The organism is Streptomyces sp. SID12488 (genome assembly GCF_010548275.1).
Lineage (GTDB): Bacteria > Actinomycetota > Actinomycetes > Streptomycetales > Streptomycetaceae > Streptomyces.
Map to the genome: position 1 here is coordinate 93,604 of NZ_JAAGLT010000013.1, position 12,767 is coordinate 106,370.

The following is a 12,767-nucleotide window of genomic DNA, read 5'->3' on the forward strand; positions in this document are numbered from 1 at the left end:
GGAGTTGAAGACGGCGCCGACAAAGGATCCGTGAGTACCCTTGCGCAGTCCATGATGACCGCCGCCCGCTCCGCAGACTCCGGTCTCGTCGGCCCGGGCGGGTTTGACCGCTACCCCTACGCCGAGGCTCCCGGTGCCGACCGGGTGGGAGTCCCATCCTGGGACGCAACGGACCCGGAGCTGGGCCGTGTAGGCCGCCGCACCGCGGGCAGCCGCGGTCGCGGGCTGCACGGTCAACTCGTCCAGCAGCTGGGCCAGATGATCGTCTCCGGTGACCTGGGCGCGGACCGTCCCCTTGTGCCGGAGGAGATCGGCCAGCGTTTCGAAGTGTCCCGCACCGTGGTCCGTGAGTCGCTCCGGGTGCTGGAGGCCAAGGGCCTGGTGAGCGCCCGGCCGAACGTGGGCACGCGCGTGCGTCCCGTCAGCGACTGGAACCTCCTCGACCCCGACATCATCGAGTGGCGCGCCTTTGGGCCGCAGCGCGACAACCAGCGCCGCGAGCTCAGCGAGCTGCGCTGGACGATCGAGCCGCTCGCCGCTCGTCTCGCCGCCGGGCACGGGCGCGAGGAGGTCCAGCAGCGGCTCGTCGACATGGTCGAGATCATGGGCCACGCCATGAGCCAGGGCGACGCGCTGACGTTCGCGCGCGCCGACGCCGAGTACCACTCGCTGCTCGTCCAGCTCGCCGGCAACCGCATGCTGGAGCACCTCTCCGGGATCGTGTCCGCCGCCCTCCAGGTGTCCGGCGGTCCGATCACCGGCTGTGACCGGCCCACCGAGGCGTCCTTGGCGCACCATGCCCGGATCGTGGAGGCTCTCGGGGTCGGCGACGGCGCGGGAGCGGAAACGGCCATGCGGCAGCTGCTCATGGTGCACCCCGAGGTGGAGCGCGTGGTCCCGGCCCCGCGCGAGCACTGACCGCGCGCCGAGAGCGGCGCGCGCGGAGGGCACCTCGCCCTCCGGGGGCATCGTTCGGCTCGCGAACCGTCACCGCCGGGCCCCGTCGGATCCCGAGAGGGCCCGGCGGGGTCCGGCGGTGAAACGGGGCGACCTCGTGCTGGGTGGTGCGAGGAAGAAGAGGCGGCGGACCGTCCAGAAGCGCTCATCGAGGCTGTGAATACCGCTGCCGATGGGGCCGCAGATCGGTCGGGGTGGCCTGGCCGTGGGCCCTGCTGACCACCTATAGTCACATTTGATCGCTTCTGAGAGCTACGGGGTGTGACTCGGGCCACGCAGATTGGGCGTAACGCTTGTGGAAGCAGCGCGATGACCTAAGAGGTGACAGCTGCGGAGGGAATACAGACGCCGTTCAAGGCGCTGTGTATCTTCCCGGCCCCCGCCCGCGCCGTCGGCCCATCCCCAGTCGGCGGTCGTCGGCTCCTGTCCGTAGTGGACGGGGCCGGAAGCCGTTTTCCAACGTTCGAGAGGTTGTTCGTGTCGGCCAGCACATCCCGTACGCTCCCGTCGGAGATCGCCGAGTCCGTCTCTGTCATGGCGCTCATCGAGCGGGGAAAGGCTGAGGGGCAGATCGCCGGCGACGACGTGCGTCGGGCCTTCGAAGCTGACCAGATTCCGGCCACTCAGTGGAAGAACGTACTGCGCAGCCTCAACCAGATCCTCGAGGAAGAGGGTGTGACGCTGATGGTCAGTGCCGCGGAGCCCAAGCGCACCCGAAAGAGCGTCGCAGCGAAGAGTCCGGCCAAGCGCACCGCCACCAAGACGGTCGCGGCGAAGACGGTGACCACGAAGAAGGCCACCGCCACCGCCACCCCGGCGGCCCCCTCCGCCGAGCCCTCCGTCGACGACGAGGCGCCCGCGAAGAAGGCCGCCGCCAAGAAGACGACGACCGCCAAGAAGGCTGTCGCGAAGAAGACCGTCGCCAAGAAGACGGCGGCCAAGAAGACGACCACCGGCAAGGACGACGCCGAGGCCGTCGACGACGAGGCCATCGAGGACGTCAAGGCCGGCGAAGAGGAAGAGGAAGGGGCCGAGAACAAGGGCTTCGTCCTCTCCGACGACGACGAGGACGACGCACCGGCCCAGCAGGTCGCCGTAGCCGGTGCCACCGCCGACCCGGTCAAGGACTACCTCAAGCAGATCGGCAAGGTCCCGCTGCTCAACGCCGAGCAGGAGGTCGAACTCGCCAAGCGCATCGAGGCAGGCCTGTTCGCCGAGGACAAGCTGGCCAACGCCGACAAGCTGGCTCCGAAGCTCAAGCGCGAGCTGGAGATCATCGCCGAGGACGGTCGTCGCGCCAAGAATCACCTCCTGGAGGCCAACCTCCGTCTGGTGGTCTCCCTGGCCAAGCGTTACACCGGCCGCGGCATGCTCTTCCTGGACCTCATCCAGGAGGGCAACCTCGGTCTGATCCGCGCGGTCGAGAAGTTCGACTACACCAAGGGCTACAAGTTCTCCACGTACGCCACCTGGTGGATCCGTCAGGCGATCACCCGCGCGATGGCCGACCAGGCCCGCACCATCCGTATCCCGGTGCACATGGTCGAGGTCATCAACAAGCTCGCGCGTGTGCAGCGCCAGATGCTCCAGGACCTGGGCCGCGAGCCCACCCCGGAGGAGCTGGCCAAGGAACTCGACATGACCCCGGAAAAGGTCATCGAGGTCCAGAAGTACGGCCGTGAGCCGATCTCCCTCCACACCCCCCTGGGTGAGGACGGCGACAGCGAGTTCGGTGACCTCATCGAGGACTCCGAGGCGGTCGTCCCGGCCGACGCGGTCAGCTTCACGCTCCTCCAGGAGCAGTTGCACTCCGTACTCGACACCCTCTCCGAGCGCGAGGCGGGCGTCGTCTCGATGCGCTTCGGTCTCACCGACGGGCAGCCGAAGACCCTCGACGAGATCGGCAAGGTGTACGGCGTCACCCGCGAGCGCATCCGCCAGATCGAGTCCAAGACCATGTCGAAGCTGCGCCACCCGTCGCGTTCGCAGGTGCTGCGCGACTACCTCGACTAGGTCGCGGTCGTACGACACGGAAGGCCCGGCGTCCCCCAGGGGAGCCGGGCCTTCGTGTCGAGCGGGCGCGGATCGTCGCACCGGCGTGCGGGGAGCGCGGCCCGGCGCGTGCGGAGCGGGGTGCTCCAGTCCGCGGCGTCCCTCTTTCGTGGCCCGAGCGTGCGGGGTGGGGCCCGTTGGATCACTCTGGGTTTCTCGTGATCATCCCAGAGTGAGGAGCGCACATGCGCCATCCCATTGTCCGGGCCCTGTCCCGGGCGCTGACCCGGGCGTTGGTTCTGTCGGCCGCGGCGGCCGTGATACCGCTGGCGTCAGCCGCTCCTGCGGCTGCCGACGGCATCGTGGTCGGCGGATTCCCGGTTGACGTGTCCGAGAGCCCGTGGACGGTGGCGCTGTCCAGCCGTGGCCGGTTCGGGGGTACGCGCGCCGGGCAGTTCTGCGACGGCGTGGCCGTCGGCCGGACCACCGTACTGACCGCGGCCCACTGCATGGGCGAGGACGTCCTGGGGGCGCCGCCCGACCGCGTCCGGGACCTCAGGGTCATCACCGGGCGTACGGACCTGACGTCGGCCCAGGGCAAGGAGATCGCCGTACGCGACATCTGGGTCAACCCGGGCTACGACAAGATCAGCAACGCCGGGGACTTCGCTGTGCTCACCCTCACCGAGGCGCTTCCGGGGAGCGCGGTCATCGGGATGGCGGCTGCCGGCGACACGGCCTACCGACCCGGTACGAGCGCCACGGTGTACGGCTGGGGGGACATCACGGGAGGCGGCGACTACGCGCACAGTCTGCGGGCGGCGCGGGTGCACGTGCTGTCCGACGCGCTCTGTGAGCGGGCGTACCCGGGCAGCGCCGACGGAAAGTATCGATCCGGCAGCATGCTGTGTGCGGGCGAGGCCGCAGGGGGGCCGGATGCCTGTCAGGGGGACAGTGGGGGGCCGCTGGTCGCCCAGGGGCGGCTGGTGGGGCTCGTGTCCTGGGGGAGCGGTTGTGGACGGCCCGGTAGCCCGGGCGTCTACACACGGATCTCGGATGTCGTACGGACGATGGGGTGGGGTGCCGTCGTTGCCGGGAACGGCGGCTGAGGGCCCCTGGGCGGCGACCGGAGGGTCCGTCCAGGTTCCCGCCCTTGTGGCGCCGCCTGAGGGCCCCTGGGCGGCTTGAGTGAAGCGGGCGGTCACTCCTGAGTGCAGGAGTGACCGCCCGAATCAACCGACCTGTGCCGGGGCTGGCTCGTCGTCGACGCGCAGTATCAGCGTTCTTCTTCGTTGGAGCTGGCTGGAACGGTCGTCAGTCGCTCCGTCTCGTCCTGTATCTCAGCGGCGATCTTCTTGAGTTCCGGCTCGAACTTGCGACCGTGGTGGGCGCAGAAGAGCAGTTCTCCGCCGCTCGCCAAGACAACGCGAAGGTATGCCTGGGCGCCGCAGCGGTCGCAGCGATCAGCGGCCGTCAGCGGGCTCGCGGGGGTCAGAACAGTAGTCACGTCGCCTCTTCTCTAGCTCGACGAGCTGTCGTACCAGGGTCAACATCCAACCAGGCCGAAAACGTTCCCGCTCGTGGCCTTTCCTCGAAAAAATCTTTTCGAGGTGGCTGTCTGCTTCCGGTTGGCGGCGAATGTGCCGTATTGCGTGTCTTTGTGTCTGTACGGGTTCGCGCTGTCGGTCGTCTGTAGGGGTGTTGGTCCTCCCGGCTGGATTGCCGGTTGTCCATGAGGACGTGCCCGGAGCCTAAATGGTTCATGCCTGGAAGGGAACGTGATATGTACTTCACTCCATCGAGGGATCGAACAGGCATGCGACTCTGGATTAGTGTGAGTTTCGTCGAGGGTGGTGTTACATCGGCTCTACCAGGCCTCGGTACCCTCTGAGCGGCGACCGAAGCCAGGCCCTTACCCATCAGGGCCCCAATTGAAATTCAGCGAGGAGCGAACCGCGTGACCGCCGATACGTCCGTGCCGTCCACAGCGCTGCTGGCAGGAGCAGACCGGGACGGTTCCAACTACACCGCGCGGCACCTGCTCGTCCTCGAGGGCCTCGAGGCCGTGCGAAAGCGTCCGGGCATGTACATCGGGTCCACCGACAGCCGTGGCCTGATGCACTGCCTCTGGGAGATCATCGACAACTCCGTGGACGAGGCCCTTGGGGGCTACTGCGACCACATCGACGTCGTCCTGCACGACGACGGCTCCGTCGAGGTGCGGGACAACGGCCGCGGCATCCCCGTGGACGTCGAGCCCAAAACCGGCCTCTCCGGTGTCGAGGTCGTCATGACCAAGCTGCACGCCGGCGGCAAGTTCGGCGGCGGCTCGTACGCCGCTTCCGGCGGCCTGCACGGTGTGGGCGCGTCCGTGGTGAACGCCCTCTCGGCGCGCCTGGACGTCGAGGTCGACCGCGGGGGGAACACCCATGCGATCAGCTTCCGGCGGGGCGTTCCCGGATCCTTCTCCGACGCCGGCCCGGACGCCACGTTCGAGACGGGGGGCCTGCGCAAGACCAAGCGGGTTCCCAAGACCCGAACTGGTACGCGCGTTCGGTACTGGGCCGACCGCCAGATCTTCCTCAAGGACGCCAAGCTCTCCCTGGACAACCTCCACCAGCGCGCTCGGCAGACCGCGTTCCTGGTGCCGGGTCTCACCATCGTCGTCCGTGACGAGGTAGGGCTCGGGGAGGGCGGCAGCAAGGGCGAGGAGTCCTTCCGCTTCGACGGAGGCATCAGCGAGTTCTGCGAGTACCTGGCCACCGACAAGCCGGTCTGCGATGTCCTCCGCTTCTCCGGGCAGGGATCCTTCAAGGAGACGGTCCCGGTCCTCGACGACCACGGCCAGATGACCCCCACCGAGGTCACCCGCGAGCTGGGTGTCGACGTGGCGCTGCGCTGGGGCACGGGTTACGACGTGAACCTCAAGTCGTTCGTGAACATCATCGCCACGCCCAAGGGCGGCACCCATATGGCGGGGTTCGAACAGGCCGTCGCGAAGACGATGAACGAGGTGCTGCGCACCAAGAAGCTGCTGCGCGTGGCCGAGGACGACATCGTCAAGGACGACGCTCTGGAGGGCCTCACCGCGGTCGTCACCGTGCGTCTCGCCGAGCCGCAGTTCGAGGGTCAGACCAAGGAGGTCCTCGGTACCTCTGCGGCCCGGCGCATCGTGACGAACGTGGTGTCCAAGGAGCTCAAGGACTTCCTGACCTCCACCAAGCGGGATGCCGCCGCGCAGGCCCGTGTCGTCATGGAGAAGGCTGTGGCTGCGGCGCGTACGCGCATCGCCGCCCGTCAGCACAAGGACGCGCAGCGCCGGAAGACGGCCCTGGAGTCCTCCTCGCTGCCTGCCAAGCTCGCCGACTGCCGCAGTGACGACGTCGAGCGCAGCGAACTGTTCATCGTGGAGGGCGACTCCGCGCTCGGTACGGCCAAGCTCGCCCGGAACTCGGAGTTCCAGGCGCTGCTGCCGATCCGCGGCAAGATCCTCAACGTCCAGAAGTCGTCCGTGACCGACATGCTGAAGAACGCCGAGTGCGGCGCGATCATCCAGGTCATAGGGGCTGGGTCAGGTCGTACGTTCGATATCGACGCGGCCCGCTACGGCAAGATCATCATGATGACCGACGCCGACGTCGACGGCTCCCACATCCGCACCCTGCTCCTGACCCTGTTCCACCGCTACATGCGGCCCATGGTCGAAGCGGGCCGGGTGTTCGCCGCGGTGCCGCCGTTGCACCGCATCGAGCTCATCCAGCCGAAGAAGGGCCAGGACAAGTACGTCTACACCTACTCGGACCGTGAGCTGCGCGAGAAGCTTCAGGAGTTCCAGAGCAAGGGCGTCCGCCACAAGGACTCGATCCAGCGCTACAAGGGTCTTGGTGAGATGGACGCCGACCAGCTTGCCGAAACCACGATGGATCCGCGCCATCGCACGCTGCGCCGGATCAACGTGTCCGACCTGGACTCCGCCGAACAGGTCTTTGACCTTCTGATGGGCAACGACGTCGCTCCTCGCAAGGAGTTCATCTCCAACTCGGCGGCGACGCTGGACAGGTCGCGAATCGACGCGTGACCCGTCCGGATTCTGGTGCCGGGGCAGCACCTCCGAGTGCTGCCCCGACGCCGTCTCTCCACCCTGAGGTGGACCCCCGACCGGTTGTGGATCCACCCTTGGTCCACCCCCGCTCCGATCCCGTGACCTGCCGATTTCCGTAGCGTCGAAGGCGTCGACAGCACCCGCTGCCGACACCCGCTCCTTCTTCGCCCACGGAGGCCTGATGTCCGGGCTCGTTGATGCCTCGCTGATCGTCGCCGTCATCGCCCTGGTGGTCGTACGACAGTTCCGTACACGCCGGATGGACGCGGACCGGCGCTGGTGGGTCGTGCCCGTGATCCTGGCCGTCGTGGCGCTGCGCGAGCCCGGCCTTGTCGACATCCACCACCGCACGGAGTCGATCACCCTGCTCGTGGCCGAACTGCTCGTAGGCCTCGTCACCGGAGCCGGCTGGGCCTGGACGACCCGCGTGTGGGCGGAGGCGGACGGCGTGGTGTGGAGCCGGAGCACCAAGGCGAGCGTCGCCGTGTGGATCACCGGGATAGGCCTCCGCGCCGGCCTCTACGCCCTGGGTATGGCACTCGGCGTCCACCAGGACACCCCGGCCCTTCTCCTCGCCCTTGCGGCGACCCTCCTGCTCCGCGCCGGAATCCTGCACTGGCGGACACAGTCCCCGCACCTGACATCCCCGCAACCGGAGCCTCTGCATCCGGCGTCCACACCCTCGGCGCACCGGCAGACCACGGCTTACGGTGACGGCGTGCGGTTGCGGAAGGAGTGCCTGTGACGAAGAACGACTGGTTGCGCTGGCCCTCCCAGGAGGCGCTCGGCCGCGAGGGGATCTCCCGCAACCGCCGCCGGCTCGCCTGGGCCACGAGGATGCTGGTCCTCGGCATGCTGCTGTGGGGCGCCGTCAGCGGCAATCCCCCCCGTGGCCTGCACTCGGCCCTGGCTGTCGGGGGAGTCCTGGCCGCCGCGCTGCTTGCCTGGGCGCTCTACCGGACAACGTTCCAGCACCGACTGTGGCCCTCGCTGGCGCTCCTCCTGCTGCTTCAGGGCCTCGCGGTCGCGGGCCAGGCCACGGGCTTCCGGGTGCCGGCTCTCGTCCTGTGGTGCGGGTGCGCGATCACGGCCCTGGAAAGAATGCCCCTGTCAGCCGCTCTGCCCATGAGCATCGTGGCCCTCGGCTCGTACGCGGTGGTCAACGACGACCCCTTGCTCACCACGACCGTCACCAGCGTCGGTCTCGCACTCGCCGGATACGTCCTGCGGCTCGACGCCGAAGCACGCGGCAACGCCCAGCGCCTCCTCGCCCAGGAGCGGGCCGCGCGGGTCGCCGAAGCGGAGTCGGCGGCGCTCGCGGAGCGCGCCCGGATAGCGAGGGAGATCCACGACGTACTGGCGCACAGTCTCTCGGCGCAGCTGGTGCACCTGGAAGCGGCCCGTTTGCTGATCGAGCGGGGCGCCGACCGGGACCGGATCCTCGAACGGGTGGTGGCGGCGCGGGGGATGGCCCGCGACGGTCTCGCCGAGACGAGACAGGCCCTGTCCGCACTGAGGGGCGAGATGTCCCCGCTGGAGGACTACCTGAGTGAACTCGTCGGCGCGACAGACGACGTGGGCGTCACCATTACGGGTGAGCGCAGACCGCTGCCGGCGGAGGCGTCGCAGGCCGTGCGCCGGGTGGCTCAGGAGGCACTGACGAATGTCCGCAAGCACGCTCCGGGCGCCAAGGTCCAGGTGCGGCTGGACTACAGCGAGCATCAAGTGTCGCTGGACGTAAGGGACTCGGGCGGTTCGCCGGGCGAACTCACCGGCATGGGCGGCGGGTACGGTCTGCTGGGCATGCGGGAGCGTGCCGAGCTGCTGGGCGGTTCGCTGGATGCCGGGCCGGGCGAGAAGGGGTTCGTGGTGACGCTGAGGGTGCCGACATGACGCGGGAGGCCGGCCTGAGGCCCGCGCGGGTCGTGGTCGCGGACGATCAGACCGTCGTACGGGAAGGCATCGTGATGCTGCTCGGTCTGCTGCCCGGGATCGAAGTTGTCGGAGCGGCCGGAGACGGGGACGAGGCCGTTAGGCTCGCCGGTGAACTCGCGCCGGACGTGGTGCTGATGGATCTGCGCATGCCGCGGTGCGACGGTGTCGAGGCGACCCGGCGGATCAGGGCGGAGTACCCCGGGACACAGGTCGTGGTGCTCACGACGTTCGCGGACGACGAGTCGCTGTTCCGCGCACTGCGGGCAGGCGCGCGCGGCTACCTCACCAAGGACGCGGACGGCGAGGAGATCGTCAGAGCGGTGCACAGCGTGCTGTCCGGGGACGCGGGGCTGGCGCCGAGCATCCAGCGGCGGCTCCTGGAGCGGCTGACGGAGCCGGAGCAGAAGCCCGCCGCGCCCGCCGAGCCGCCCGACGGGCTCACCACAAGAGAGGCCGAGGTGCTGGTGCTGATCGCGGACGGCCTCAGCAACCAGGAGATCGCACACCAACTGCATGTCTCCACGGCGACGGTGAAGACCCACATCAACAACCTCTTCGCCAAGACGGGAATCAAGGACCGTGCGCAGGCGGTGCGTTACGCCTACGGGAGGGGATTGGTGCGGCCTCCCACGGGGTGAGTCACCTAATGGGGTGAAGACTGTGGAGAAGAAGAGTCGGGGATCTTCCCGTTCTGTCCATCCTTGGGCATGCAGTCAAGCACCGGTCGCCCCAACAGACGCGGGGGCGGCCCTGAGAGTTCAGCCGAGCCCCCCGAAGGCCGTGACACGGCCCCCACCCACGCGGCGGTGGGTGGGGACCCGCGGTTCGAAGACCCGTGGTACGACGCACTCGCCTCTGGCTGGGGCGAGTTGGACGGCACGGGTGCGCCAGCGCCCGTCGTCCCGCCTGCGCGCGGGGAGCAGGAGGGCCGGGGTGGTGGCGCGGCCGACGTCTATCTGGAGGTGCAGCGCAGCGCCGCCTTCCAGGAGGTGCGCAGTCGCTACCGAAGGTTCGTGATCCCCGGCGTCGCCGTCTTCTTCTCCTGGTACGTGGGCTATGTGGTGACCGCGACCACAGCGCCCGGATTCATGGCCCGGCCAGTGGTGGGCGCGGTGAACGTGGCGATGCTGGCGGGACTCGGACAGTTCCTCACGACGTTCCTGTTCACCTGGGCGTACGCGCGGCACGCACGGCTGCGCAGGGACCGGGCCGCGCTCGATCTGCGCTGGGACACCCAGGAACTGACGCGTGGCCTCAGAGGCGGTGGATCATGACCGGCAACCATCAGATGCTGGCGCTGGTGCTGTTCAGCGCGTTCGTGGCCGTCACGCTGGCCATCACCACCTGGGTGGGTCGGCACCGGCAGGGCTCGGCGGAGGAGTTCTACGCGGGCGGCCGGCTCTTCTCCCCGATGGAGAATGGTTTTGCCATCGCGGGCGACTACATGTCGGCCGCGTCCTTCCTCGGGATCTCCGGCCTCATCGCGCTCTTCGGCTACGACGGGCTGCTGTACTCGGTGGGTTTCCTGGTGGCCTGGCTCGTCGTGCTGTTCCTGGTCGCCGAACTGGTGCGCAACTGCGGGCGGTTCACGCTGGCCGACGTCGTCGCGTCGCGGATGCGGGAGCGGCCGGTGCGGATCGCTGCGGGAACTTCCTCGGTGACCGTGTCCGTTCTGTATTTGGTGGCGCAAATGGTGGGCGCGGGCAGCCTGGTCGCGCTGCTGCTGGGTGGGACGAGCGAGGCGGCGCAGTCCTGGACGGTGATCGCGGTCGGCGCGCTCATGGTGATCTATGTGTCGTTGGGAGGGATGCGGGCCACCACCTGGATCCAGATCGTCAAGGCGGTCCTGCTGATGGGCGGGGCGATCACGCTGACCGTGCTGGTGCTGGTGCGGTTCCACGGCGACTTCGACCAGCTGTTGCGCACGGCGGCCGGGCGCAGTGGTCATGGTGACGCGTTTCTCGCCCCCGGGCTGAGGTACGGCGGCGACTGGACCTCGCGCTTCGATTTCATGAGCCTGGGGCTCGCCCTCGTCCTGGGTACAGCAGGGCTGCCGCACATCCTCTCCCGCTTCTACACGGTGCCGACGGCAAGGGCCGCGCGCCGATCGGTCGTCTGGTCGATCGGGCTCATCGGCGGCTTCTACCTGATGACGATCGTCCTCGGCTTCGGCGCGGCGGCGATCGTCGGACCGCAGGCGGTCCGTGGGTCGAACGCGGCGGGGAACACGGCGGTCCCGCTGCTGGCCCTCGATCTGGGCGGCGGAGCGGACTCCACAGGCGGAACGGTTCTGTTCGCGATCGTCGCCGCCATCGCCTTCGCAACGATTCTCGCGGTGGTCGCAGGCATCACCCTCGCATCCTCGGCGTCCGTGGCCCACGACCTGTACGCGTCGCTGCGGCGCCCCCGGGCCAAGCCGCGCAGCGAGGTGGCCGTGGCCCGCACCGCCGCGGTCGGCATCGGTGTGGTCGCGATCGCCCTCGGCCTGCTGGCCCGTGACCTCAATGTCGCCTTCCTGGTGGGCCTCGCCTTCGCTGTCGCGGCGTCCGCGAATCTGCCGGTGCTGCTCTACTCGCTGTTCTGGGGCGGCTTCACCACCAGGGGTGCGGTGTGGTCGGTGTACGGGGGGCTGATCCCCTCGGTGGTCCTCGTCCTGTTGTCGCCCGTGGTGTCGGGCAGCCCCGAATCCCTGTTCCCGGGGATGGACTTCCAGTACTTCCCGTTGCAGAACCCGGGGATCGTCTCGATCCCGCTGGGATTCCTCGCCGGCTGGCTCGGCACGGTCACCTCGGCGGAGGACCCCGACGAGGCCAAGCACGCGGAGACCGAGGTGCGGTCGCTCACGGGGGCGGGGGCGGTTTAGCGGGCGGCGATTTCACTGTCGTACGACCTTGCTGGGCAAGGAACCGACTCAGGGGGCCACCCATGCGTACCGGTGTTCGGGGCGGCCCGTGTCGCCGTACTTGAGGGAGAGGCGGAGGCGGCCCGCCTGTTCCAGATGACGGAGGTAGCGCTGGGCCGTGGATCGGCTCAGGCCCGTCTCGGTGGCCACCTCGTGGGCCGAGAGCGGGTGGCCGGCACGGTGGAGCACGCCGCAGATGAGGTCCGTGGTCGGTTCCGAGTGGCCGCTCGGCAGTCCGGGGGACGAGGGGGCGGGCGGCGTGCGCAGGGCGCCGAAGATCCGGTCGACCTGCTCCTGCCCGGCCTGGCTCCGGTCTCCGACGTGGTCGACGGTGCGGCGCAGGGCGGCGTAGGAGTCCAGGCGGGTGCGCAGCGCGGCGAAGGTGAACGGCTTGACCAGGTAGTGCAGCGCGCCCACGCGCATCGCGGCCTGTACGGTCACCACGTCGCTCGCTCCCGTGATCATGATGACATCGGTGCAATGGCCCTGTTCCCGCATGCGGTGAACGAGTTCGAGTCCCGTCTGGTCCGGCAGGTAGTGGTCGAGCAGGACCAGGTCGATGGTGCCCTGCTGCACGGCGGCCAGCGCCTGAGCCGCGTTGTGCGCGCGGGCGGCGACCCTGAATCCGGGAACCCTGCCCACGTACCTCGCGTTGATCTCTGCCACACGGAAGTCGTCGTCCACTACCAGGACGTCAATCATCGGGCCTCTCCCTCAGGGCCGACGAGCGGCAAGCCCGTCCGGTGAACCCGTGTTGCGGCTCCGCTGCTTCGGCGCGCGGAACGAGCAGAACAGATTTTCGCAAGCAGAAGAACGGCTTGCGCCCCGAAGTCCGATGTTGTGGCATGCGCCATGTCTCCCGCCATCGAACAGCGGGGC

11 protein-coding genes are annotated in these 12,767 nt (G+C 68.8%); 9 read left to right on the plus strand and 2 right to left on the minus strand.

The annotated features are described in order from the left end of the window. The first annotated feature begins 30 nt into the window (after window positions 1-30). The 3 genes from G3I56_RS21020 (at window position 31) to G3I56_RS21030 (ending at window position 4,058) form a co-directional block, all read left to right on the plus strand. Window positions 31-918, plus strand: coding sequence for a FadR/GntR family transcriptional regulator (locus G3I56_RS21020; protein WP_343240013.1), 888 nt, complete (start codon window positions 31-33; stop codon window positions 916-918). Between the two features lie 516 nt (window positions 919-1,434). After that, window positions 1,435-2,970, plus strand: coding sequence for an RNA polymerase sigma factor (locus G3I56_RS21025; protein WP_164411142.1), 1,536 nt, complete (start codon window positions 1,435-1,437; stop codon window positions 2,968-2,970). Window positions 2,971-3,194: 224 nt separating this feature from the next. Beyond that, complete coding sequence (locus G3I56_RS21030) at window positions 3,195-4,058, plus strand: serine protease (protein WP_203690321.1); 864 nt, start codon at window positions 3,195-3,197, stop codon at window positions 4,056-4,058. Between the two features lie 167 nt (window positions 4,059-4,225). Here G3I56_RS21030 and G3I56_RS21035 read toward each other — a convergent pair whose 3' ends face one another. Next, a complete protein-coding gene (locus G3I56_RS21035; protein WP_055532400.1) occupies window positions 4,226-4,456 on the minus strand; it encodes a hypothetical protein in 231 nt (76 codons plus the stop codon). Window positions 4,457-4,906: 450 nt separating this feature from the next. Between G3I56_RS21035 and G3I56_RS21040 the strand changes: the two genes are divergently transcribed. From G3I56_RS21040 to G3I56_RS21065, 6 genes are all read left to right on the plus strand, one after another. Next, the gene (locus tag G3I56_RS21040; protein ID WP_164411144.1) at window positions 4,907-7,027 is read left to right on the plus strand and encodes a DNA topoisomerase IV subunit B; all 2,121 of its coding nucleotides are present in this window, start codon (window positions 4,907-4,909) and stop codon (window positions 7,025-7,027) included. A gap of 205 nt (window positions 7,028-7,232) precedes the next feature. Beyond that, entirely contained in the window at window positions 7,233-7,796 is a 564-nt protein-coding gene (locus tag G3I56_RS21045) for a DUF1453 domain-containing protein (RefSeq protein WP_164411146.1), read from the plus strand. Beyond that, a complete protein-coding gene (locus G3I56_RS21050) occupies window positions 7,793-8,944 on the plus strand; it encodes a histidine kinase (protein WP_164411148.1) in 1,152 nt (383 codons plus the stop codon). Before G3I56_RS21045 ends, G3I56_RS21050 begins: the two co-directional genes overlap by 4 nt. Then, window positions 8,941-9,624 (plus strand): response regulator transcription factor, encoded by a 684-nt coding sequence (locus tag G3I56_RS21055; protein ID WP_164411150.1) that lies wholly within the window; start codon window positions 8,941-8,943, stop codon window positions 9,622-9,624. The genes G3I56_RS21050 and G3I56_RS21055 overlap by 4 nt, the downstream gene beginning before the upstream one ends. A gap of 69 nt (window positions 9,625-9,693) precedes the next feature. Then, window positions 9,694-10,260, plus strand: a complete 567-nt coding sequence (locus tag G3I56_RS21060; protein WP_203690323.1) for a DUF485 domain-containing protein — start codon at window positions 9,694-9,696, stop codon at window positions 10,258-10,260. Then, entirely contained in the window at window positions 10,257-11,849 is a 1,593-nt protein-coding gene (locus tag G3I56_RS21065) for a cation acetate symporter (RefSeq protein WP_164411154.1), read from the plus strand. The genes G3I56_RS21060 and G3I56_RS21065 overlap by 4 nt, the downstream gene beginning before the upstream one ends. Before the next feature lie 48 nt (window positions 11,850-11,897). Here G3I56_RS21065 and G3I56_RS21070 read toward each other — a convergent pair whose 3' ends face one another. After that, the gene (locus G3I56_RS21070; protein ID WP_164411155.1) at window positions 11,898-12,590 is read right to left on the minus strand and encodes a response regulator; all 693 of its coding nucleotides are present in this window, start codon (window positions 12,588-12,590) and stop codon (window positions 11,898-11,900) included. Window positions 12,591-12,767 lie beyond the last annotated feature (177 nt).